Annotated in this window: 22 protein-coding genes and 1 riboswitch; of the genes, 9 read left to right on the top strand and 13 right to left on the bottom strand. The window is 71.9% G+C overall.

Annotation, left to right across the window (positions count from 1 at the left end):
• Positions 1–18: 18 nt before the first annotated feature.
• From ACQP03_RS01945 to paaA, 6 genes are all read right to left on the bottom strand, one after another.
• Positions 19–414 (bottom strand): hypothetical protein, encoded by a 396-nt coding sequence (locus tag ACQP03_RS01945; protein ID WP_357175875.1) that lies wholly within the window; start codon positions 412–414, stop codon positions 19–21.
• Positions 411–1,520 (bottom strand): 1,2-phenylacetyl-CoA epoxidase subunit PaaE, encoded by a 1,110-nt coding sequence (gene paaE / locus ACQP03_RS01940; RefSeq protein WP_433460012.1) that lies wholly within the window; start codon positions 1,518–1,520, stop codon positions 411–413. Before paaE ends, ACQP03_RS01945 begins: the two co-directional genes overlap by 4 nt.
• Positions 1,517–2,023: a 1,2-phenylacetyl-CoA epoxidase subunit PaaD gene (gene paaD / locus ACQP03_RS01935; RefSeq protein ID WP_357123493.1), complete on the bottom strand. Its 507-nt coding sequence runs from the start codon at positions 2,021–2,023 to the stop codon at positions 1,517–1,519. The genes paaE and paaD overlap by 4 nt, the downstream gene beginning before the upstream one ends.
• Positions 2,020–2,745, bottom strand: coding sequence for a 1,2-phenylacetyl-CoA epoxidase subunit PaaC (paaC, locus tag ACQP03_RS01930; protein ID WP_357123489.1), 726 nt, complete (start codon positions 2,743–2,745; stop codon positions 2,020–2,022). The genes paaD and paaC overlap by 4 nt, the downstream gene beginning before the upstream one ends.
• Before the next feature lie 76 nt (positions 2,746–2,821).
• Entirely contained in the window at positions 2,822–3,109 is a 288-nt protein-coding gene (paaB, locus tag ACQP03_RS01925) for a 1,2-phenylacetyl-CoA epoxidase subunit PaaB (RefSeq protein WP_266248073.1), read from the bottom strand.
• Entirely contained in the window at positions 3,106–4,185 is a 1,080-nt protein-coding gene (gene paaA, locus ACQP03_RS01920) for a 1,2-phenylacetyl-CoA epoxidase subunit PaaA (RefSeq protein WP_433460009.1), read from the bottom strand. Before paaA ends, paaB begins: the two co-directional genes overlap by 4 nt.
• Before the next feature lie 371 nt (positions 4,186–4,556).
• Here paaA and ACQP03_RS01915 point away from each other — a divergent pair, with 371 nt between their 5' ends.
• Both ACQP03_RS01915 and ACQP03_RS01910 read left to right on the top strand, forming a co-directional pair.
• The gene (locus tag ACQP03_RS01915) at positions 4,557–5,546 is read left to right on the top strand and encodes a hypothetical protein (protein ID WP_357123482.1); all 990 of its coding nucleotides are present in this window, start codon (positions 4,557–4,559) and stop codon (positions 5,544–5,546) included.
• Positions 5,546–6,508, top strand: coding sequence for a hypothetical protein (locus ACQP03_RS01910; protein WP_357392608.1), 963 nt, complete (start codon positions 5,546–5,548; stop codon positions 6,506–6,508). Before ACQP03_RS01915 ends, ACQP03_RS01910 begins: the two co-directional genes overlap by 1 nt.
• Before the next feature lie 114 nt (positions 6,509–6,622).
• Here the strand turns inward: ACQP03_RS01910 and ACQP03_RS01905 are convergent, their stop codons facing one another.
• The 3 genes from ACQP03_RS01905 to ACQP03_RS01895 form a co-directional block, all read right to left on the bottom strand.
• Complete coding sequence (locus ACQP03_RS01905) at positions 6,623–7,474, bottom strand: menaquinone biosynthetic enzyme MqnA/MqnD family protein (protein ID WP_357392607.1); 852 nt, start codon at positions 7,472–7,474, stop codon at positions 6,623–6,625.
• 136 nt (positions 7,475–7,610) lie between these two features.
• Positions 7,611–8,921 carry an MFS transporter gene (locus ACQP03_RS01900; protein WP_357175867.1) on the bottom strand — a complete coding sequence of 437 codons (1,311 nt, stop codon included), beginning with the start codon at positions 8,919–8,921 and terminating at the stop codon, positions 7,611–7,613.
• Positions 8,922–8,963: 42 nt separating this feature from the next.
• Entirely contained in the window at positions 8,964–9,545 is a 582-nt protein-coding gene (locus ACQP03_RS01895; protein ID WP_363661199.1) for a winged helix-turn-helix domain-containing protein, read from the bottom strand.
• 237 nt (positions 9,546–9,782) lie between these two features.
• Here ACQP03_RS01895 and ACQP03_RS01890 point away from each other — a divergent pair, with 237 nt between their 5' ends.
• The 7 genes from ACQP03_RS01890 to ACQP03_RS01860 all read left to right on the top strand — a co-directional run bounded on the left by ACQP03_RS01890 (position 9,783) and on the right by ACQP03_RS01860 (position 17,599).
• Positions 9,783–11,033 carry an HNH endonuclease signature motif containing protein gene (locus ACQP03_RS01890; RefSeq protein ID WP_357123467.1) on the top strand — a complete coding sequence of 417 codons (1,251 nt, stop codon included), beginning with the start codon at positions 9,783–9,785 and terminating at the stop codon, positions 11,031–11,033.
• 361 nt (positions 11,034–11,394) lie between these two features.
• On the top strand, positions 11,395–13,872 hold the full coding sequence (locus ACQP03_RS01885) for a HelD family protein (RefSeq protein ID WP_433460003.1): 2,478 nt from the start codon (positions 11,395–11,397) through the stop codon (positions 13,870–13,872).
• 234 nt (positions 13,873–14,106) lie between these two features.
• Positions 14,107–14,748 carry a transporter gene (locus ACQP03_RS01880; RefSeq protein WP_357392604.1) on the top strand — a complete coding sequence of 214 codons (642 nt, stop codon included), beginning with the start codon at positions 14,107–14,109 and terminating at the stop codon, positions 14,746–14,748.
• Positions 14,745–15,071: a transcriptional regulator gene (locus ACQP03_RS01875; RefSeq protein ID WP_357392603.1), complete on the top strand. Its 327-nt coding sequence runs from the start codon at positions 14,745–14,747 to the stop codon at positions 15,069–15,071. The genes ACQP03_RS01880 and ACQP03_RS01875 overlap by 4 nt, the downstream gene beginning before the upstream one ends.
• Positions 15,068–15,991 carry an ABC transporter ATP-binding protein gene (locus tag ACQP03_RS01870; RefSeq protein WP_357392602.1) on the top strand — a complete coding sequence of 308 codons (924 nt, stop codon included), beginning with the start codon at positions 15,068–15,070 and terminating at the stop codon, positions 15,989–15,991. The genes ACQP03_RS01875 and ACQP03_RS01870 overlap by 4 nt, the downstream gene beginning before the upstream one ends.
• A gap of 11 nt (positions 15,992–16,002) precedes the next feature.
• On the top strand, positions 16,003–16,740 hold the full coding sequence (locus ACQP03_RS01865) for an ABC transporter permease (RefSeq protein ID WP_357123452.1): 738 nt from the start codon (positions 16,003–16,005) through the stop codon (positions 16,738–16,740).
• A gap of 94 nt (positions 16,741–16,834) precedes the next feature.
• Positions 16,835–17,599: a VOC family protein gene (locus ACQP03_RS01860; protein ID WP_433459998.1), complete on the top strand. Its 765-nt coding sequence runs from the start codon at positions 16,835–16,837 to the stop codon at positions 17,597–17,599.
• Positions 17,600–17,621: 22 nt separating this feature from the next.
• On the opposite strand, the gene ACQP03_RS01855 is transcribed toward ACQP03_RS01860, so the two are convergent.
• From ACQP03_RS01855 to ACQP03_RS01840, 4 genes are all read right to left on the bottom strand, one after another.
• Positions 17,622–18,410, bottom strand: a complete 789-nt coding sequence (locus ACQP03_RS01855) for an ABC transporter ATP-binding protein (RefSeq protein ID WP_357123446.1) — start codon at positions 18,408–18,410, stop codon at positions 17,622–17,624.
• A complete protein-coding gene (locus tag ACQP03_RS01850; RefSeq protein WP_357123443.1) occupies positions 18,407–19,504 on the bottom strand; it encodes a FecCD family ABC transporter permease in 1,098 nt (365 codons plus the stop codon). The genes ACQP03_RS01855 and ACQP03_RS01850 overlap by 4 nt, the downstream gene beginning before the upstream one ends.
• Before the next feature lie 31 nt (positions 19,505–19,535).
• Positions 19,536–20,465 (bottom strand): ABC transporter substrate-binding protein, encoded by a 930-nt coding sequence (locus ACQP03_RS01845; RefSeq protein ID WP_357175840.1) that lies wholly within the window; start codon positions 20,463–20,465, stop codon positions 19,536–19,538.
• A gap of 110 nt (positions 20,466–20,575) precedes the next feature.
• Positions 20,576–20,639, bottom strand: a riboswitch (cobalamin riboswitch).
• 165 nt (positions 20,640–20,804) lie between these two features.
• Complete coding sequence (locus tag ACQP03_RS01840) at positions 20,805–22,682, bottom strand: M14 family zinc carboxypeptidase (RefSeq protein ID WP_357123437.1); 1,878 nt, start codon at positions 22,680–22,682, stop codon at positions 20,805–20,807.
• Positions 22,683–22,887: the final 205 nt, after the last annotated feature.

The raw sequence follows: 22,887 nt of genomic DNA, 5'->3' as shown, positions 1-22,887 counted from the left end.
GGCACGTCCCACAGCCGGTCAGCTCTCGCGTACCTCGATGCGTATGTCGTAGGTGTCCCGCAACTCTGCGGCGAGCACCGGGCCCGCCCACGCCGGCACGTACGCCTCCCACCACGGCTCTTCACGCTGCGCCGGCATCCGCTGCTCGGAGAGCACCGCCCGGAACCGCTCATCCGCCGCCGCGACCCGCTCCCGAACCCACCCCATCTGCGGAAAGCCGAACAACCGTTCGTCGGTCAGCACCCTGTCGATGGTGTGCCGGATGCTCAGGTCGAACCAGTACTCGTCGAGGATGTCGTCGTAGCCCTCCTCGCAGAACTCGACGACCTGCTCCCACCCCTCCACGAGACCGGTCGGACGCTGGCCCCCGGTCACCTCGGCGAACCGTTGCACGAACTGCCGGTCGTCGGTCATGCGTCGTAGTCGACCGTGAGCTTGTCGGTGGTCGGGCTGGACTGGCAGGTCAGCACATAGCCGGCGGCCACCTCGTCCGGCTCCAGGGCGTAGTTGCGGGCCATCGTGACCGACCCGTCGACGACCTTCGCCTTGCAGGTCGAGCAGACACCGCCCTTGCAGGCGTACGGCAGTTCGCCGCGCACCTTCAACGCGGCGTCCAGCACCCGCTGCTCCCGGCCCATGGTGAAACTCGACGAGCGGCCGTCCAGGACGATGGTGACGTCCGTCCCGACGCCCGGCTGCTCGGTGGGACGCGCCACCGGCTCGGGCGGCGCGTCGACGTGGAACAGCTCGGTGTGCACGGCCGACTCCGGCAGACCCCGCGCGGTCAGCACCTCCCGGGCGTCGACCACCATGCCGTACGGCCCGCAGAGGAACCACTCCTCGATCAGCTCGCCCGGGACAATGGTGCCCAGCAGGCGCCCCAACCGTTCGGCGTCGATCCGTCCGGACAGCAACGGCGACTCGCCCTGCTCCCGGGACAGCACGTGCACCAGGTGCAGCCGGGACGGGAACCGGTCCTTCAGGTCGGCCAACTCCTCGGCGAACATCACGGTGTTCGCCGTGCGGTTGCCGTACACCAGGGTGAAGGTGCTGGCCGGCTCGACGGCCAGGGCCGTCGCGACCAGCCCGAGCACCGGCGTGATGCCGGAGCCGGCGACGACCGCGCCGTAGTGGCGGACCCGGTCCGGCGCGAACGCCGTGGTGAAGGCGCCCAGCGGGGGCAGCACCTCGACCGTGTCGCCGCCGCGCAGCGCGCCGCACGCGAAGGCCGAGAAGGCGCCGCCGGGAACCTCCCGCACCCCGATCCGCAGCCGGCCGCGCCGGGCCAGGTCGTCGGGGGTGGAGCAGATGGAGTACGACCGGCGCACGTCCTCGCCGTCGTCGGTCACCCGCCGCACCGTCAGGTGCTGGCCCGCCCGGAACGCGAAGGTGTCCCGCAACTCCTCGGGTACGGCGAAGGTGACCGCCACGGAGTCGTCGGTGAGCCGGTCGACGGCGGCGACCGGCAGCGGGTGGAAGGCCGGCCGGCGACGGACCGGCCGGGAGATGGTGACTGTCACAGCGCCTTCAGGTGGTCGAAGGGTTCGGAGCAGGAGCGGCAGCGCCACAACGCCTTGCAGGCGGTCGAGCCGAACCGGCTGACCTGCTCGGTCTCCGGGGAGCCGCAGAGCGGGCAGCGGACCGCGAGGGTCAGCGCCACCACGCCCGGGGCGGACGCCGGGGCGGGCGGGGCGATCCCGGCGGACGCGAGCTTGGCCCGCCCGGTGTCGGAGATCCAATCGGTGCTCCACGGTGGGCTGTAGACCGTTCGCACGTCGACGTCCGGGTAACCGGCCTTCGCCAGGGCACGGCGCACGTCGGCCCGGATCACGTCCATGGCGGGGCAGCCGGTGTAGGTCGGGGTGATGGTGACGACGACCCGACCGGTGATCCGGTCCTGCTCGACCTCGCGGAGGATCCCCAGCTCGTCGATGGTGATCACCCGGATCTCCGGGTCCACCACGCTCGCCGCCGCCGTCCACGCGTCGGTCCGACTCCGCTGTGCGGTCGCTCCCGCGCTCACCACTGCGCCCCCGGGTGGGCGCGGTGCAGCACCTGCATCTCGGCCAGCAGGTAGGACAGGTGCTCGGTGTGCACGCCGGCCCGCCCGCCGGTCGGCGCCCACCCGCGCTCGGGACGGGTGAGCGTCGCCTCGGCCAACACCGGACCGACGACCTCGTCGAACGCCGGCCACAGACCCGCCGGATCGACCGGCGCCGCCGGGTCCGCCCCGAAAAGCTCATGGGTGTACGGCCAGACGTGGTCCACGGCCTCCTGCATCCGGCGGTGCGACTCCTCGGTGCCGTCACCGAGCCGCCTCACCCACAGCGCGCCGTGGTCCAGGTGGTACGCGGACTCCTTGCGCGCCTTCGCGCCGATCGCGGCCAACCGCTCGTCCGCGCAGCCGGCGAGCGCGGTGTAGAGCGGCACCTGGTACGCCGCCAGGAAGAACAGCTTCGCCATGGTCACCGCGAAGTCGCCGTTGGGCAGCTCGACCAGGAGCACGTTGCGGAACTCGCGGTCGTCGCGCAGGTACGCGAGCGCGTCCTCGTCCCGACCCGCGGCTTCCAGCTCACCCGCGTACGACAGCAGCAGCCGGGCCGCGCCCAGCTGGTCGAGGGCGATGTTGGCGAGCGCGATGTCCTCTTCCATCTCCGGCGCGCGGGTCGCCCACTCGGCCAGCCGCTGGGCGGCGACCAGCGCGTCGTCGCCCAGGCCGAGAGTGAAGGCGAAGGGCCCGTTCACGCCACCACCTCGCTCCGCTCGGCGGCGACGCGAAGCGCCCCGTTGCTGGGCTGGCTGGTTCGCTCGCTCCGCTGGCTCACAGGTGTGCCACCCCGTCCGGGACCTCGTAGAAGGTGGGGTGGCGGTAGACCTTGTCGGCGGCCGGGTCGAAGAAGGCGTCCTTCTCGTCCGGGCTGGACGCGGTGATCGCGCCCGCCGGCACCACCCAGATCGACACGCCCTCCTGGCGGCGGGTGTAGAGGTCACGGGCGTTGCGCAGGGCCAGCTCGGCGTCCGGGGCGTGCAGGCTGCCGACGTGGGTGTGCGACAGGCCCCGCCGTGCCCGGACGAAGACCTCCCACAGAGGCGAGTGTTCGTTGCTCACGCGGCCACCTTCTCCCTCGCGTCGGCCCGCTTGGCGGCGTACGCCGCGGCGGCCTCGCGTACCCATGCGCCGTCGGCGTGGGCCGCCCGACGGTGCGCCATCCGCTCCCGGTTGCACGGTCCGTTGCCCTTGATGACCCGCATCAGCTCGTCGTAGTCCGGCTGGCTGTAGTCGTACGCCTGCCGCTCCTCGTTCCAGCGCAGGTCGTCGTCGGGAATGCGGAGCCCGAGGACCTCGGCCTGCCCGACGCACATGTCGACGAAGCGTTGGCGCAGGTCGTCGTTCGAGAAGCGCTTGATCTTCCAGGCCATCGACTGGGCGGAGTGGGTGGAGTCGCCGTCCGGCGGACCGAACATGGCCAGCGACGGGTACCACCAGCGGTCGACCGCGTCCTGGGCCATGGCCTTCTGCGCCGGGGTGCCGTGCGCGAGGGTGTGCAGGATCTCGTACCCCTGGCGCTGGTGGAACGACTCCTCCTTGCAGACCCGGATCATCGCCCGGGCGTACGGCCCGTAGGAGCAGCGGCACAGGGGCACCTGGTTGACGATTGCCGCACCATCCACCAGCCAGCCGATCGCGCCCACGTCGGCCCAGGTCAGGGTGGGGTAGTTGAAGATCGAGCTGTACTTCTGCCGGCCGTCGAGCAGCAACCGGACCAGTTCGTCGCGGCTGATGCCGAGGGTCTCGGCGGCGGCGTAGAGGTAGAGGCCGTGGCCGGCCTCGTCCTGGACCTTGGCCAGCAGGATCGCCTTGCGCTTGAGCGAGGGCGCCCGACTGATCCAGTTGCCCTCGGGCTGCATGCCGATGATCTCGGAGTGGGCGTGCTGCGCGATCTGCCGGATCAGCGTCCGCCGGTACGCCTCGGGCATCCAGTCGCGCGGCTCGATCTTCTGCTCCGCGTCGACCACCTCGGTGAAGTAGGCCGCCAGATCCTCGTCCGGCGCCGGGCCGCCGCGCCGTTCACGAGCGGCGGCGGCGCGCAACTCGGCCTCGGCGGCTTCGACCTCGCCGAGCAGGCCCGTGCCGGGCGCGTCGTCCGGTGCGTCGCCGGGGGCGGAGAAGTCGTTGCCATACATGAGGACAAGTGTTACAGCTTGCGCCCGAATGCACTAGGGGGTGTAACAGGAAACCCGAGTGACGTTCCGTCACCGATGGGCAGATCTCCGCTACCCACCGCAACAACGGCGTTTATGACGTGGCTCACGGAAAGGAGGTCAAATCTCCCATAAGGCGCAAAGCGCCGGGACTTTCTCCCGATTTCGCACGTTGCCTGGTGTCGCCCTCTGGCGATCGGCCCGTCCAGACGTAGACTTCTGCCGGTCACACGATCGGCTGCCCCCACGCCGGCTTCACAGAGGCCACCTCCCCCGGCCTCGGCGCACGCACCGGTCGCCCCGGACAACGAAGCCGGTCCCCCCGGCCCTGACATCTGGAGCTCACCCAACTCATGCGATCTCGCGTGACCATGGTGTTCGCCGTCGTGGCGATAATTCTCGGTGGCGTCCTACTGGTCCCCACCGCGTACGCCCGACTGTCCAGCGACGTCGGCGAAGGCGGCGGTGGTGGCGGCGCCGCCACCAGCAGCGTCGCCGCGCCCGCGCCGGCCCCGCCACCACCTCCCACGCTGGCCCCGGGCCGCGTGTCGGTGGCGTTCAAGGGTGAATTCTTCTCGTGGGCGCTGCTCGACCGGAAGACCGGCAAGGTCTCCGGATCGTCGAACATGAGCGCGACCAGCTCCACCGAATCGATGATCAAGGCGTGGATCGTCTCCGACTACCTGCGCCAGCTCAAGGACAGGGAGCCGCCGGCCGGGCTGAAGCAGGCGGCCAGCCTCGCCATCATCGACAGCAACGACGCCGCGGCCAACAAGGTCTACGCCGCCGCGGGTGGGTCGTACAAGCCGTCGAAGAGCAGCATCCCGGACCCGGTGATCCAGCGGGCGATCAAGACCTGCGGCCTGACCGACACCAAGCGCGGCAACACCGAGCCCTACACCGGATACTGGAGCTTCACCCGGATGTCCCCGCGCGACGCCGTCCGGCTCGGCGACTGCATCGCCGACGGTAAGGCCGCCGGCCCGAAGTGGACAAAGTGGGTGCTGGACCAGATGGCCAAGGTCCGGGGCAGCACCGACGCCCAGCGGGCCAGTTCCGGTGGCGGCCGCTGGGGGATCATCGACGGTCTACCCAAGTCGATCACCGCGCAGGGGCCGGTCAGCATGAAGAACGGCTGGACACCGATTGCCTCCGACGGAAACTGGCACGTCAACTGCCTCGCGGTCAACGGGAAGTGGAGTCTCGCGGTGATGCTGCGCTACTCGATCAAGCTAGGGCTGGACTACGGCGCGAAGGTCTGCGCCAGCGTCACCACCCAACTGGTCACCCCGCAGCCCGGCGCCGCGCTCAAGGTGCCGCAGCAGCCGGTCGGGAAGCTCTGATGGCCGGGAACCGGCGGGCCGATCGACGCGGTGCGGGCGAAACCTCGCCGCTGCGCCTGATCGCCGTCGCGGTCATCCTCATCGGGCTGGTGCTGGTCTCGCTACGCCTGCTGCCCGGGTCGCCGTTCGAGTCGGCCGCCGCCGCCAAGTGGGGTGACTCCGAGGCGACGACCAGCGACCGGTCCACCAACGCGGCCACCGACCGCAGCGCCCGCCAGCCGGCCCCGCCGAGCCCCAGCCCCAGCCCTTCGCTGACGCCGCTGCCGTTCGAGGCCAAGAACCTCGACCTCGACATCGAGGGCTGGTACTCCTGGAGCGTCCTCGACCGCCGGACCGGGAAGATCATCGGTTCGAAGAACATGGGTGAGACCAGCACCACCGCCTCGCTGATCAAGTCCTGGATCGTCGCCGACTACCTGCGCCGCGCCGCCGAGGCCGGCCAGACGCCGAGCGACGCGAAGCTCGCCGACGCCACCCGCATCATCCGGGACAGCGACAACACGCGGGCCGAGCAGTTCTACAACTCGGTCGGCCGGGACGCCTCGATCCGGCGGCTGCTCTCCATGTGCAAGCTGACCGACAGCAGCGTCGCCCCGGACAAGGGCTGGTCCCGTACCGCGCTCTCCCCCCGCGACACCGCGCGACTGGGCAACTGCATCGCCACCGGCACCGCCGCCGGACCGAAGTGGACCAAGTGGCTGCTCAACGAGATGAAGCTGGTCCGGGGCGCCGGTGACTTCGGTATCCGCAAGGCGTTCCCGCCCGCGCAGCAGAAGCAGATCGCCATCAAGAACGGGTGGATCGACCGGACCGCCGAGCAGGAGATGCACATCAACTGCCTGGCCATCGGCGACACCTGGACGATGGGCGTGATGGTCCGCTACCCGATCAACATGGGCTACGAGTACGGCATGAAGAACTGCCAGAAGATCACCGAGGCGCTGCTGCGCCCCGGCACCTGACGGCGGCTGCCCTTCCGCATCCGAGCGCCGCTCTGCCTGGCAGAGCGGCGCTCCGTCCATTTCATGGCGCTCAGCGTCCTTCGCGACGCGGCGGCTCCACGGCCCGGCGGCTGGTCAGCCGGCGAAGAACTCGGGACCGCCGTCCGGCAGCGGGGGGACCTCGCCGAGCGCGGCGACCCGCCGGGCGAACTCGCGCAGCCCGGAGACCTGCCGCTCGCCGAGCGAGAAGTCCAGGGCCCGGAAGTACGTGGCCAGCGTCGCGGCGTCGAACGCCTCCCACCGCGCCGCCGCCTCGGCGACCTGGTCCAGCTCGGCGAGGCAGAGGTCACGCGAGCGCAGGAACGCCTCGTGCACCTCCTTGACCAGGCCCGGGTGCGCGGCCGCGAAGTCGCGGCGGACCGCCCAGACGGCGAAGACCATCGGCAGCCCGCTCCAGTCCCGCCAGGCCTGCCCCAGGTCGGTCACGGTGAGGCCCCGCAGCGGCGCCTCGTAGTACGCCCGCAGCGCCACGTCCCCGATCAGGACCCCGGCGTCGGCCTCCAGCAGCATCTGGGTCAGGTCCGGAGGGCAGCGGAAGTACTCGGGCCGCACCCCGTACCGCTCGGTGAGCAGCAACTGCGCCAGCATCACCCCGGTCCGCGACGTCGAGCCGAGCGCCACGCGGGCGCCGTCCAGATCGGCGAGCGGTCGGGTGGAGACCATGTTGACCGAGAGCACCGGCCCATCGCTGCCGACCGCCAGGTCCGGCAGGAGGAGCAACTCGTCGGTGTGCTTCAGGTACTCCATCAGCGTGATCGGACCGATGTCGAGGTCGCCCGCCACCAGCGCCGCGCTCAGCCGGTCCGGGGAGTCCTTGTGCAGGTCGACGTCGAGCAGGCTGCCCGAGCGCATCAGGCCCCAGTAGATCGGCAGGCAGTTCAGGAACTGGATGTGCCCGACCCGCGGGCGTGCGACGCGCTCAACCATGACCCGACCGTATCCCTGGCCTCGGGATCCAGCCCGGCGGGCCGGCCCGGAGTGGCCAACCCCGCACCGGACCCACCCGATCGCGGGCCCTCCGACGACGTCACAGCCGGCCGCCCACGTTCGGTGGGATGCGCGTTCACCCGCCCCCCGGGTCTCGTCCAGCCACGTCTCCGTCGGGCCGGCGTGCCGCCCGCACGACGACCGGCACGAAGAGCAGCACCACCAGGAGCCCGGTCGCCCCCACCACCGCGATCAGTGGCCGAGGTGGGATTCGGGTGAGCAGGGCGCCACCGATCAGGTACCCACCCATTGAGCCACCCTGCACGGCCGCGCCGTAGGTGGCGTACGCCCGCGCGCGCATCCGCTCGGGCACCCGCCGAGCGGTGAGGAGGTTGGCGAAGACGTTCCCCGCGCCGTTGGCCGCGCCGCCCACCAGCCAAAGTGGCACCAGCAGGGCCGCAGCGGGCACCCTCGCGGCGAGCAGCACCATCAGACTGCACCCGGCCAGCGTGATCAGCACGCCGCGGACCAACGCACTGTCGTCCTCGATCCGGCGTACGAGCCGCGCCGCCAGCCAGCCGCCCGGCAACATTCCGGCCATCCAGGCGGCCCCGATGAGGCCGTACGTGGTGGCCGACCCACGCAGGGTCTCCCGGATGAAGAACACTTCGATCACGTTGATGCCACCGATCGCCGCGATCACCACGGCGGTACTGACCACCATGACGACCATCAGCGGGTCCCGGCGGAGCCGCCAGCCCTGCGCCGTACCGGCCGGCGTTTCGGGGCTACCGGCGTTCTGCTCGGCGCGGCTGGACTGCTCGGCGCGGCTGGACTGCTCGGCGCCGTCGGGATGGTGGCTCGCGGATCGCCAACCACCGCGCCGAGTTCGCAGCGCGAGGCCCGCGACCACGAGCGCGAGGTAGGTCGCGGCGTCGATCAGCAGTGGTACGCGGGTGCCGAACTGCCCCACCAGCAGGCCGGCAAGCACCGGACCGCCGAGCGCGCCGAGGGAGACGGCGGTCTGGCTGATCGCGCTCGCACGCGGCAGGTCGGCCGGGCGGACCATCGCCGGGAGCAGCGCCGCCAAGCAGGGCTGGGTGACCGCGAGACCGCAGGCGAGCAGCGCCACGAGGGCCACGACGAGGACTGGGTCGTCGGCGACGGCGAGCAGCAGGCAGATCACGGTCTGCGCCAGCCCGGTCGTCACCAGCACGGTACGGCTGTCCACCCGATCGGCAAGCCGTCCGGCGAGCGGGGCCAGCACCACCAGGGGAAGGGTGGCCGCGAGCAGCAGTCCCGAGACGGCGAGCCCTCCGGCACCGGCCCCCTGCAGGGCCAGCGCGAGCGCGGTGGCCGCGAGGAAGTCCCCGCAGATCGTGGTGCCGCGAGCTGCGGCGGCGATCCAGACGTCCGTCCAACGCGACGTGTCACTTGTGAAGGACATACTTCGAAAATAATCCTTCACAAGTGACCGACACAACCCCTTCTATGCCAGCGGCACCGCCCGATACTGGACCGTGACGGAACGTGCACCCGTCGGCGCGTCGGTACGACGTCGAGGGTGATACGGCCTCAGCAGCGCCAGGACCGCCTCATTCAGGGCGGCCAACTCGTCCGCGGTGAGCAGCAGCAGGGTGTCGTGGAACAGCGCCACGTCGTACCACTCGGCGGGCTCATCCCCCGCCCGCCGCAACCAGTCCCGAGTCCGTTCCATGGCACGGGCGGCGTGCGCCTCCACGAGCGCCTGCTCAGCCGCACGCCCCTCGGGACCGGCCTCGCGGCCCGCGTCGACCATCCAACTGACGCCCGGCGTACGCCACACCCGCTCCCGCGCGTCCCCCCGGCTGGGCGCCTGCTCAACCAGGCCGAACTTCGCCAGCGCCCGCAGGTGGTAGCTGGTGGCGCTCGGCGACAACCCAGCGATTTCGGCGCATTCGGTGGCGGTGCCGCCGCCCTCGCGGCTGCTCAGGTACTCGATGATCGCGATCCGGGCCGGATGCGCCAACGCCCGCATCACCTGCGGATCGCTGATCGTCTTCCGACGCGACTCGGGACTGGCCTCGGTCATGCCCCCATGATCCCGGCCACCCGCCCGACCCGCCATCAACCCCGCGCGCCGCCCCCGCGGCACGCGCCGTCGAACCGTGGAAGCGCTGAAGGGTTGGCACCCCCGCCCCCTGGCACAGGGGCGTCGTGGTCACGCGACGCAGGCCCGCGTGGCGGAGGTGCGGCGCCGCCGAAAAGGTTGACCACAGGGCGGCCCTTCGGGAGGAAAAATGTCGTACACCTGTTCTAGGGTCAGTCCATGTTGGGGGCGTTGGCGCAGGCGGGTGGCGGTGTCGACGCCTGCGCCGACACCGCGCCGTGGGCCCTTCCCGACGACGAACTGCTCGCGGCGCTGGACGCGTCGCACGCCTTGGCGCAGCGCCTGGCAACCATCCAGCTCGCTCTCGTGCGCGAGCTCGACGGCCGTGGTCTCGCGGTCGCCCAGGGCGCATCGTCCACCGCCGTCTGGTTACGGGAGCGGCTGCGGCTGTCCGGGCGGTCGGCCCGCCAGTTGGTCCAGCTCGCCGCCACCATCGACGCGTCGCCGCCGACGGTCCGTGCCGCTCTCCTGGACGGCCGCCTCACTGTGGAGCAGGGCAAGGTGGTGGCGGAGACGATCGCGGATCTCCCCGTCGAGGCCGGCCCGGAGGTGGCAGAGAAGGCCACCGAGTTACTGATCGCCTGGGCCGACCGCTTCGATCCGACCACCCTGAGTCGCCTCGGCGAACGCGTCCTCGCGCACGTCGCGCCCGACCTGGCCGACGAGGCCGAGCTGGCGGCCCTCGAGCGGGCCGCCGAGCGGGCCGAGGCTCGCCGGCACGTCACCCTCTCCGAGCCGAAGGACGGGCAGGTACGCCTCACCGGCAACCTCGACACCGAGACCGCGAGCCTGCTGCGGGAGGCCGTCGATCCGCTCTGCACCCCGGCCGGCGAGCACGACGACCGCAGTCCGGGCCAACGCAGGGCCGACGCACTCGGCGAGATCTGCCGGCTGGCACTGCGCACCGGCCACCTGCCCGACAACGGTGGAGACCGGCCGCAACTGGTTGTCACCATGTCGCTCGACGCGCTGGTCAACGAGCTCGGCGCGGGCACCCTGGACACCGGAGCGCGTCTCACGCCGGGCGCGGTCCGCCGCCTGGCCTGCGATGCCGCCGTGCTGCCGGCGGTCATGAACGGCAACAGCCAGATTCTGGACGTCGGGCGTCAGCGCCGGCTCTTCACCGGTCCGCTGCGGCGCGCGCTGGTGCTCCGCGACGGCGGCTGTGCCTTTCCCGGCTGCGACCGGCCATCCCGTTGGTGCGACGGCCACCATGTGCGCCACTGGGCCGACGGCGGCGCCACGACACTGGGCAACGCGGTCCTGCTCTGCGGGCATCATCACCGAATCCTGCACCGGGGCGACTGGGTCGTCCGCGTCGCATCGGACGGCCAGCCCGAATTCCTCCCACCCGCCTGGCTGGACCCGCTGCGCTCCCCACGCCGCAACCTCTACCACCGGCGCTGCTGAGCACAAGTGGTTCATCCCGCCACACGTCACGGCACCCACAGCAAGACGTGCTCGTCCTTCGTGAGCACGTCTTGGGGGAACGCCACGACAAGGCGACGCTCCCGCTCGCAGCTCGGCCCCGACAGGCGGCCCGCTGTCGCGCGGGCTCGGGCGTAGCTATCACTCAAGTCCACGACGCGCCGACTCGTCCGGGTGGTTGGCTCGGTAATTCGGTGGAAGGGGCGGCCGGGAAGGCGTAGGGTTGCAGCCCGCTTGACGGCCGAGGTGAGCTGCACCGGAACGGACGTCGTCGCGCCGGGAGGTCGGCCATCCGTCCCCGGAAACGCGAGCGAGCAGCAGATGTGAACGATGGGACGTCAGCATGCCCGCACCTGACCTCGACATGGATCTCGACACGGATCTCGCGTCCGAACGCACTCACCTGGCCAACTCCCGCGCGGCCCTGCGCCGGATGCGGGAGCGGGCCGAAGCCCTCTTCTCGACCGGTGACCAGGTCGCCGGCGACGCCTACGCGGCGGAGACCCTCGGCCGCACACTCGCCCGCCGGGTCGCCGAACTGGCCGACGACCCCACCACGCCGCTGTTCTTCGGCCGCCTCGAATTCGGCGGACATGCACCAGACGAGGACACCGCAACCCGCCTGACGCCGGCAACCAGCAACAGCCCGACCACCAGCATCCCGGCCAGCGGCAGCGGCAGCAGCACAAGCAGGAGTGCCGGCAGCCTAGGCGGCGGCAGCGCCAGCGGCAGCGGCAGCGCCAGCGCCAGCGGCAGCGCCAGCGCCAGCGGCAGCGCCAGCGGCAGCGCCAGCGGCAGCGCCAGCGCCAGCGGCAGCGGCAGCGCCAGCGGCAGCGGCGGCGGCAGCGCCAGCGGCAGCGGCAGCGCCAGCGGCAGCGGCGGCGGCAGCGGCAGCGCCAGCGCCAGCGGCAGCGCCAGCGCCAGCGGCAGCGGCGGCAGCGCCAGCGGCAGCGGCAGCGGCGGCAGCGCCAGCGGCAGCGGCGGCGGCGGCGGCGGCGGCGGCGAGCATGCTGGTCGGCGGTACCACGTGGGGCGGCGGCATGTCACCGATGAGCTTGGCGAGCCGCTGGTGCTGGACTGGCGGGCGCCGATCTCCCGCTCGTTCTACCGGGCCAGCGCTCGTGACCCGCAGGGTGTCGCGGTGCGGCGGCGGTTCGGGTTCAGCAACGGGGTGTTGACCAGTTTCGAGGACGAGCGGCTGGACCGCGGCGAGGAGCTGGGCACGGCCAGCCGGATCCTCACGGCCGAAATCGAGCGACCACGCGTGGGGCCGATGCGCGACATCGTCGCCACCATCCAGCCGGAGCAGGACGAGCTGGTCCGGGCCGACCTGGCCGACTCGATCTGTGTGCAGGGGGCACCGGGTACCGGGAAGACGGCCGTCGGCCTGCACCGGGCCGCGTACCTGCTCTACCTGCACCGGGAGCGGTTGCGTCGGGCGGGGGTGCTGATCGTGGGGCCGAACCGGGCGTTCCTGTCGTACATCGCGGCGGTGCTGCCGGCCCTCGGCGAGGTCGAGGTCGAGCAGGCCACCGTGGAGGAGCTGATCTCGCGGGTTCCGGTGCGGGCGGTGGAGACGCCGGCCGCCGCCGCGCTGAAGCACGACGCGCGGATGGCGACCGTGCTGCGCAGGGCGGTGCAGGCCCAGATCGGTACGCCTACCGACTCGATCACCGTCTCCGACGGCTCGTTCCGGTGGCGGATCGGGCTGGAGCCGCTGCACCGGATCGTCGAGGAGACCCGACGGGAAGGGCTGCCGTACGGCACCGGTCGGGAGCGGGTCCGGGCGCGGGTGGTGAGTCTGCTGCAGCGGCAGGCCGAGTCGCGGCGGGCCGAGTCGCCCGGCGACGCGTGGCTGCGCCGGATGGGCCGGTGTCGGCCGGTGGTGGACTTCCTGGACGCGGTCTGGCCGGCACTTACCCCGGAAGGGCTGGTGCACGGCCTGCTCGCCGACCCGGCCCGCCTCGCCGCCGCCGCGGACGGGCTGCTCAACGACGCCGAGCAGGAGTTGCTGGTGTGGGCGAAGCCGGCGCGTACCCCGAAGGCCACCCGCTGGACCGCCGCGGACGCCGTGCTCGTCGACGAGGCGGCCGGGCTGTTGGAGCGACCTTCCGGGTTCGGGCACGTGGTGGTGGACGAGGCGCAGGACCTGTCCCCCATGCAGTGTCGGGCCATCGCCCGCCGGAGTGAACACGGTTCGATCACGCTCCTCGGTGACCTCGCGCAGGGCACCGCGCCGTGGGCGGCGACCGACTGGCGGGAGTCCCTGACACACCTGGGCAAGCCGGACGCCGTGGTGGTCCCGCTGACGGTCGGCTTCCGGGTGCCCGCCGCGGTGGTGGCCTTCGCCAACCTGCTGCTGCCGGCGCTCGCGGTGGACGTACCCCCGGCAGAGTCGCTGCGTCACGACGGCGGCCTGGAGGTGCGTACCGTGGCCGACCTGACCGCCGCGACGGTGGCCGAGGTGCGCGCGGCGCTCGCGCACGACGGGTCGGTGGGCGTGATCGCCGCGGACGACGCGGTCGACGGGCTGCGCGCGGCGCTGGCCGCCGACGGCGTCACCACCGCGAGCGCCGACGACGTCACGGCCGCCCAGCGGGTCACGGTGGTGCCCGCGACGCTGGTCAAGGGCCTGGAGTACGACCACGTGGTGGTGGTCGAGCCGGCCGCGATCGTCGCGGCCGAGCCGCGCGGGCTGCACCGGCTGTACGTGGTGCTCACCCGCGCGGTGTCCCGGTTGTCGGTGCTGCACACCGAACCGCTGCCCGCGCCGTTGCTGACCGCGCCGCAGGCCGCGCCGCTGGCACCGGTGCCGCTGTAGGTCGCCGCCCGCAGATCCCCTGAACGTCGACCGCGTCCTGGGGCACGGCCGACTCCTGCCGCGGATGCCCGGACGTCGACCGCGTCCTGGGGCACGGCCGACGCCTGTCGCACGTACCCGGGCGTCGGGCACGTCCTGAGGCACGGTCGGCGGGCAAGTGCGCGGCGTCTCTGTCGGCAACCGGGCAGTCGCGCGGGGCACACAGGTTCAACTTTGCATCGTAAAGTAGTTTGCATGGGGCCCGACGACGACGACCTTCCACCCTCCGACGCCGCCACCGCTCTCCGGCTGATCGACGACCAGCGCGCCGCCACCGTGCGCCGCCTACAGCCCGACGCCCGGCTGCTCTACTGGCCGTGGGGCGTGGCCTGGCTGATCGGTTTCGGGCTGTTCTTCCTGCGCTTCTCCCCGGGTGGTCGGGTGCTGGTCGCGCTGCCCGACTGGCTGCCCCTGACCGTGCTCTTCGCCCTGCTGATCGTCGCCGGGGCGATCCAGGCGGTGGCGGGCGCGCGGGCGTACGGGCAGGTGACCGGCGACTCGGCGGTGCGGGGTCGCTGGTACGGGTGCGCCTGGGCGCTGGGCACGGTGAGCGTCTACGCGGCGGTGGGCCGGGTGTCCGAGCACCTGCCGCACGACCTGGCGGGCCTGCTCTGGTCGGCCGCTGCGGTGGGCCTCACCGGCGCGCTGCACATGGCCGGCGGCGCGATCTGGCTGGACCGGGACCTGTTCCGTCTCGGCGTCTGGGTCAGCGTCATCAACGTGGTCGGCGCGATCGCCGGGCCGGGTTGGCACGCGCTGGTCATCTCGGTGGCCGGCGGCGTCGGCATCCTGGTCGCCGGCGCAATCGCCCGACTGCGCCAGCAAGGGCGCTCGTGACCGACCTCGATCCGGTCATCCACGCCCAGGCACGGCTGCGGGTGGTCGCCGCGCTCTCCACGCTCGGCGACGGCGACCGAATCACGTTTCCCCGGCTCCAGGAACTGCTCGCGATGACCGCCGGCAACCTCTCCGTCCACCTCCGCAAGCTGGAGGACGCCGGCTACGTCGAGATCAGCAAGACCCACCGTGGACGTACGCCGGCCACTCTGATCCGGCTCAGCCGGCGCGGTCGGCTGGCGTTCGAGGAGTACACCGAAGCGATCCGGAGCCTGCTCGACCCCTCCCCTGCGGACTCCACAGCGTCGAAGGAGCAGTCATGACCCTCGCCCGCGCCGACCAGGTCAGCCGCCGGTACGGCGACGTCCTCGCCCTCGACCGCGTCGACCTGGAGGTCCGGGCCGGCGAACTGGTCGGCCTGCTCGGCCCGAACGGCGCCGGCAAGAGCACCCTGATGAACCTGCTGGTCGGTCTGCGCCGACCCACCTCCGGGCGGGTCGAGTTGAACGGCCGCGACCCGCGCGACCCGGAGGCGCGGCGGCAGATCGGCGTCACCCCGCAGGAGACCGGTCTCCCGGGCACGCTGCGGGTCGGTGAGGTCGTCGACTTCGTCTCCGCCCACTACCCCGACCCGGTGCCCCGAGGCGAACTGCTCGACCGTTTCGGCCTGGGCGACCTCGCCCGGCGGCAGACCGGCGGACTGTCCGGCGGCCAGCGTCGCCGGCTGGCCGTGGCGCTGGCCTTCGTCGGCCGGCCCCGACTCGTCCTGCTCGACGAGCCGACCACCGGCCTGGACGTCACCGCCCGGCACACCCTGTGGGACGCGATCCGGGCCTTCCACGACGACGGCGGGACGGTGCTGTTGAGCAGCCACTACCTGGAGGAGGTGGAGGCGCTCGCCCGCCGTGTGGTGGTGATCGGGCAGGGCCGGGTGCTCGCCGACGACACCGTGGACGCCGTACGCGGCATCGTCGGCGTACGCCGGGTCAGCCTGGTCACCGACGAGGTGCCCGACCTGCCCGGCGTCGTCCGCGCCGAACGGGTCGACGGACGCCTGCACCTGCTCACCACCGACTCCGACGAGTTGGTCCGGGCGCTGGTCCGCTCCCAGGCCGCCTTCACCGACCTGGAGGTCCGGCCCACGTCGTTGGAGGAGGCGTTCCTCGCCCTCACCGGCGGGACCGACACGCCGTCGCAGGCCCCACCCGCTGCCGCCGCCAGCGGCCAACCCACCGCCGTCTGAGGAGGCGCACCGTGCAGCTCGCCCTGGTCCACGCCCGCTACCAGCTTCTGGAGATCATCCGGATTCCGGTGGCCGTCTTCGGCAGCGCCTTCTTCCCCGCCGCCGCGATGATCTTCTTCGTGGTGCCGTTCACCGGCGACGATCCGGTCGGCGCCACCTTCGCCACCGCGTCGATGATCACCTTCTCGGTGATGAGCGCCAACATCTTCCAGTACGGCGTCGGCGTCGCCGAGGACCGCGACCAGCCGTGGAGTCCGTACACCCGGACCCTGCCGGCCGGACCGGCGCCCCGGTTCGCGGGCCGGGTGCTGGCCGGCCTCGCGTTGACGTACCTGTCGCTGATCCCGGTCGTGGTGATCGGCGCGACGCTCACCCCGGCCCGGGTCACCGCGACGGCGTTCCTGCTTACCGCCGTCATCGTGGCCGTCATCTCGGTGCCGTTCACGCTGATGGGCCTCGCCATCGGCTACTCGCTGCCCAGCAAGGCGGCGATCGTGGTGGCGCAGGTCGTCTTCCTGCCGCTCGCGTTCGGCGGCGGGCTGCTCTCCGCGCCGGGCGACGCGCCCGGCTTCATCGAGACGATCGCGCCGTTCCTGCCCACCCGGGGCGCGGCCGAACTGATGTGGTGGGCGGTCGGCGACTATCCCGTCCAGCCACTCGCGATGATCATGCTCGCCGTCTGGATCGTGCTCCTCGCCTCGCTCGCCGCGTGGGCGTACCGACGGGACGAGGGTCGCCGGTTCAGCTGACGATTCGTCCGTTTCCGCCCCGTGCCCCAGCGGGACGGTGCCAGGATTCCCGCAGGGGGCCCGCCCGTGGCCGCCCGCCGAGAGGGGTCTTGACGTGAGCACCGTCCCGCCGGGCACGCCGTGCTGGGCCGACCTGGCCACCCCGGACCTGACCGACGCACGGCGCTTCTACCCCGAACTGTTCGGCTGGACCGGACGGGTGACCCCGGAGCCCGAGGCGGGTGGCTACACCGTCTTCCTGCTCGACGGCAAGCCGGTGGCCGGTGTCGGACCGCCCGCCATCGAGGACCAGGTGCCGATCTGGTCGACGTACATCGCCACCGACGACGCGGAACTGGCCGCCGGACGGGTCGAACGGGCCGGCGGGCAGGTCGTCGTACCGCCGTTCGAGGTCTTCGACCGGGGCTGGATGGCCGTGTTCTCCGACCCGGCGGGCGCGACGTTCAGCGTCTGGCAGCCGCTGGCGATGCCCGGGGCCGAGGTGTTCAACGTGCCCGGCGCGATGAGCTGGAACGAACTGGTCACGCCCGACCCGGAGGGCGCGAAGGTCTTCTACGAGCTGGTGTTCGGCTGGCAGCCGGACGAACAACCGGTCGGCGGCATGACGTACACGGGGTGGCGGCTCGGGGCGCGGATCGTCGCCGGGATGATGCCGCCGCTGGGCGACGGCTACCCGGCCGACCTGCCCGCGTACTGGACGGTGTACTTCGCGGTGACCGACGCGGACGCCGCCGCCGCGCGCGCCGCCGAACTGGGCGGGACCATCCTGGTGCCACCGCGGGACATCCCGACCGGCCGGTTCGCCGCCCTGCGCGACCCCCAGGGCGCCCTCTTCTCGGTCATCGACCTGGGCCCCTGACCCGAGAGCCCCGCCGCCCGGGTCACGAACCGGGACGGACGGGGACCACCAGGGGGCCGTTGGTGCCGGGGAGCACCCGGACGCTCGCCCGGTAGTGAGTCGCGAGGAGGTGTTCGGTCAGCACCTCGTGCGGCGTACCGGTCGCCACCACCCGCCCCTCGGCGAGCATGACCATCCGGTCGGCGTACTCGCCCGCGAGGGAGAGGTCGTGCATGGTGGCGAGCACCGTCAGGCCGTGTGCCCGGCGCAACTGGTCGACCAGTTCCAGGACCTCCTGCTGATGGCCGATGTCCAACGCGCTGGTCGGCTCGTCGAGCAGCAGCAGCGTCGCGCCCTGGGCGAGCGCGCGGGCCAGGAAGACCCGCTGTCGCTCTCCCCCGGACAGGGTGGCCAGCTCGCGGCGGTGGAAGCCGCCGAGGTCCAGGCGGTCCAGCACGTCGTGGACGGCGGTCACGTCGGCGGCCGACTCCCGACCGAGCGGCGGGATGTACGGGGTACGCCCGAGCAGCACGTAGTCCAGGACCGACATGCCGGGCGGCACCGCCGGGGACTGCGTCACCGTCGCCACCACCCGGGCGCGTTCACGGCGGTGCAGCGCGCCGCTCGGCGTACCGAAGAGGGAGATGGCGTCCGGCGCGGGCAGCAGGCCGCCGACGGCGCGCAACAGGGTCGACTTGCCGGCGCCGTTCGGGCCGATCACGGTGACCCACTCGCCGACGGCGACGGTGAGGTCGACGCCGGTGAGGATCGGCGTGCCGTCCAGGCTGACGTGCAGCTCGCGGACCTCGACGGCCGGCGCACCCGGAGTCACGTGAGAACCCGGCGGGCGGTCCGCAGCACGAGGACGAAGAACGGGCCGCCGAGCAGGGCGGTGACCACGCCGATCGGTATTTCGGCCGGGGCGGCGGCGGTACGGGCGACCACGTCGGTCAGGGCCAGGAACGCGGCGCCGAACAGCAGCGACAGTGGCAGGATCACCCGGTAGCTCGACCCGGCGAGCAGCCGGACGGTGTGCGGCACGATGATGCCGACGAAGCCGATCAGGCCGGTCGCCGAGACCGCCGCGGCGGTGCCCAGGGACGCGGCGGCGATCAGCAGGTACCGGGAGCGCTGCGGGTGCAGGCCGAGGCTCGTCGCCTCGTCGTCGCCGAGCGCGAGGACGTCCAGCTCACGACGGTGCAGCAGCACCACGACCGTAGTCACGGCCGCGTACGGCAGCACGAGCAGCACATCGTGCCAGCCGGCGGTCGCCAGCCGGCCGAGCAGCCAGGAGTAGACCGGTTGGATGCTGTCGGCGTGGCGCTGGAGCAGATACGTCTGCCCGGCGGAAAGGAACGCCGAGACCGCCACCCCGGCCAGGATCAGCATGGCCGGGGACCGGCTCCGCCCGCCGGCCGCGCCGAGCAGGTAGGTCATCGTGACGGCGAGCAGCGAACCGACGAACGCGGCCAGCGGGATGGTCAACGGCAGCCCGGAGATCGCGCCCTGCCGACCGACGCCGCCGAGGGCGATCACCGCGGTGACCGCGAGGCCCGCGCCGGCGGCCACTCCGAGCAGGTACGGGTCGGCCAGCGGGTTGCGGAAGACGCCCTGGTAGCAGCCACCGGCGAGGGCGAGCAGACCGCCGACGAGCAGACCCAGCACGACCCGGGGCAGCCGCAGTTCGGTGACGATGGCGATTTCCCGCTCGTTCAGTCCACTGTCGAGGTGCACCCCGGGGATCAGGTTGAGCAGCTCGATGGCGACGCTGCCCGGTGGCAGGCTGACCGGTCCGAGCGACACCCCGGCGACGAGCGCGACGAGCACCGCGAGGACACCGATGACCAGCCAGCGCGCACGCAGCCCGGCGGGCCGGGACGCGCGAGGCGTACCGGCCGGCCGGGTGGCGGGTGCTCCAGAGGTCATCTGCGACGTTCCGGTCACGGACCGACCACGGTCACGCGGGCACCTTGGCGACCGCGTCGATGATCGTCCGGAGCAGGTCGACGACGCGCGGGCCCCAGCGGGAGGCGATGTCGTCGTCCAACGTGACGACCTGGTTGTTCTTGACGGCGGTGAGCCCGGCCCAGCCGCTGCGGGCCTTCACCGAGTCGGCGTTCTGCTGGCAGCACTTCGAGTCGGCCAGGAAGACGAAGTCCGGGTCGGCCTTGACGATGACCTCCTGCGACAGCTGCGGGTAGCCGCCGTTCTTGCCGTCGGCGTCGGCCGGGTCGGCGATGTTGGTCAGGCCGACGAGGCTGTAGATCGAGCCGATGAAGGTCTTGCTGGTCGCGCTGTACAGCTCCGGGCCCAGCTCGTGGTAGTAGGTGAGCTTCTCGGTGCGCTGGGGCAGGTCCTTGACCAGCTTGGCGATGTCGTCCTTCATCCGCTTGGCGACGTCGGCGGCCTGGTCGGCGTGCCCGGTCAGGGTGCCCAGGTCGGTGATCTGCTGGTACGAGTCGTCAAGCGTGGTCGCCGCCGGGGTCAGGTACACCGGGATCTTCAGCTTGCTGAGCTGGTCGACGATCTTGTTGGTGTCGTTGGAGAGCACCACCAGATCGGGGTTCTTGCCGGCGATCGCCTCGGCGTTCGGCTGGAAGCCGGACAGGTCGCTCTTGGGCGCCTCAGCCGGGTAGTTGGACTGGTCGTCGACGGCGCTCACCTGCGGGCCGGCGCCGATCGCGAAGAGCATCTCGGTGGCGCTGGGCGAGAGCGACACGATCTTCTCGGGACGCTTGTCGAGCGTGAGCGAGCCGACCGTCACCGGGTAGCTGGCGGCCGCGGTGCCGGCGGCCGGCTTGTCGTCGGTCTTCTCCGCGCACGCGCCGAGGGCGAGCGCGGCGACCGCGAGGGTCGCGGCGAAGAGCCGAGGGGTACGTCTGAACATGGGGCCTCCTGTCGGTCGAGGAGTGTGGTGCTTCGCCGACAGGACTTCGGTACGCCCGCCCACGAGGCGCCCTTCCTCGAGAGCGCGTGTCGCGACCCCTCCGCAGGCGACCTGGCTCGTCCCCGCCGTCGGCGGGGCATCACAGTTGCGGGACAGCGCCGGTTTCACACCGGCTTCGCTGCGGATTGGTCGCTAAGACGGTAGCGCACCGCCGGGACGTGCCGGATCGATCAACGACCGATCGACGTACGACGATCAGGCGTGGGGCCTTTGTCCAGGATCGGGAGGCTCGGAAGCGGGTGGTGGGGCCCCGCAGGGGCGGTACGGGGCCCCACCCGCTCAGGAGGCCGTGATGGTGACGTTGTCCACAGCCGCCTCCACCAGGCTCGCGCCGGACGCGTCCGCCGCCTCGACGAGGATGCGGACGGACTGCCCGGCGTACGGGCTCAGGTTGAGGCTCGCCACCGCCCAGCTCCCGTTCCGGTTGCTGGCCGCGCCGGTCTGGGTGAGCAGGGCGGTGGTGCCGCCGCTGTGCACGACGCTCACCCGCAGGTAGTCGGCCGACGAGGCGTTCGAGCCGTGCGCCAGGTACCAGGCCAGCGAGAGGGTCAGCGTGCCGGACGACGGCAGGGTCACCGCCGGCGACCGGGCGCTCGTCACACCGCCGTCGACGTCGTAGTCACCGGCCGCCGAACCGGCGAGCCGGCCGGTGACCAGGTCGTTCGAGCCGGCGTACGGGGTGAGCTGCTTCGCGCCGGAGGAGGTGGTCGCCTGGGCGGCGCCCACCTCGAACGCTCCGAGGGTCGCGGTGTCGGTGCCGGACGGGTTGATCGTCCAGCCGGTGGCGGTCTCGAAGGTGTCCGACCAGACCGTGGTGCCCCCACCGCCACCGCAGTACTGCGACTGCTTGCCGATGGCCCGGTACGGGCAGTCGGCGTACTCGCTGAGCATGAGTACGGCCTCGCGGTTACGGGTGGTCTGTGCGGGGATCACCTCGTCGGGCGGGTAGAAGCCGCCACCGCCGGAGGAGCCCGGGTACATCTCGAAGGTGTACGCCCAGATGCCGTGGGTGGCCCACATCCAGTCGATGCTGGTGCCGTCGGCGATGTACAGGTCGCTGGACTGCTCCGGCGTGTAGCTGTTGGTGGCCGCCATCTGCTGACCGATGGTGGCGAAGGTGTTGTACTGGTCCGCGCTCATCCCGGTGGCGGTGTTCGCCGTGGTGTAGCCGTACGGCCAGAGCACCAGTTGCGAGTACGTGTGGAAGTCGATGTTGGCCTTGATCTGCTGGACGCCACCGACGACGCGGCTGTTCACGAAGTTGCGCAGCGCCTGCGTCTCCGGCGCGGAGAACGCCGACGGGCCGCGGTACGTCTCCGACGAGGTGGTGCCGGACGACCCGCCGCAGCAGCCCCACTGGTAGGACCAGTTGCGGTTCAGGTCGGTGCCGACGTTTGACGAGCCGCTGTTCGGCTGACGGTTCTTGCGCCAGGACCGGTACGACCCGGTGGCGATGTCGTACTCGCTGCCGTCCGGGTTGACGGTCGGCACGATCCAGATCTCCCGGCTGTTGACGATGTTGGTGATCCGGGAGTCGCTGCCGTAGCTGTCGGTGAAGAGGTTGAGCAGGTAGATCGCCATCTCGACGGTCAGGTGCTCACGGGCGTGCTGCTGGGCGTTGAACAGGATCTCCGGCTCGTTCTCGTCGGTGCCGACGTTGTCGGAGATCTTCACGGCCATCAGGTCGCGGCCCTCGTACGACGTACCAATGCTGATCTTGCGGGCGATGGCCGGGTGGTCGGCGACGGCCTGGTTCACGACGGCGGTCAGTTCCGCGTAGTCGTGGTAGTTGGAGTCGGCGGGCGGGAACGCCAGCGTGCCCACCTCGCCCGCGCCGCGTTCGGCGCTCGGTGGCGGGGCGAGCGGTTCCAGCCGGAAGCCGAGCTTGCCGATCGCGGCGGCCTCGGCGGCGGTGGCCGAGACGTGCAGGACGCCGTGCTCGGAGTAGTCGATGGCGGCCCCGGTGCGGGCCACCGCGTTGCGGTCGGCGAGGGTCCGGGGCCCGAGGACCCGGTAACCGGCGGCGGCCGACTCGGCGGTGCGGTCCGGCGTCGGCTTGGCGGCGACCGGTCCGGCGGCGACGGTGACGATTCCCAGTCCGGTGACGACGGCGAGCACCAGGACGCGGCGGAGAGAGTGAGGTGGGCGGAGGGCCATGGACTACCTCCTCAAAGGGCGGAAGATCCCGCTCGGTGATGCACACTTCACCATCAGTCACATGGTCATATCAATATCGATCGCCGCGAAATCCATCCCAGGTTGACCATCGCTGCGGCAATGATTTTCTGCCGCTGAACATCTGGCGAAACTTCCTTCCAAGCGGAAAACTGACCAGCGACGATGCCCCCACTCGACACCGCGG

This window comes from Micromonospora sp. CA-248212 (assembly GCF_050948405.1).
Taxonomy (GTDB): domain Bacteria; phylum Actinomycetota; class Actinomycetes; order Mycobacteriales; family Micromonosporaceae; genus Micromonospora.
Note: the sequence above shows the minus strand (reverse complement) of the source record. Positions and strands in the feature narration are given on the sequence as shown.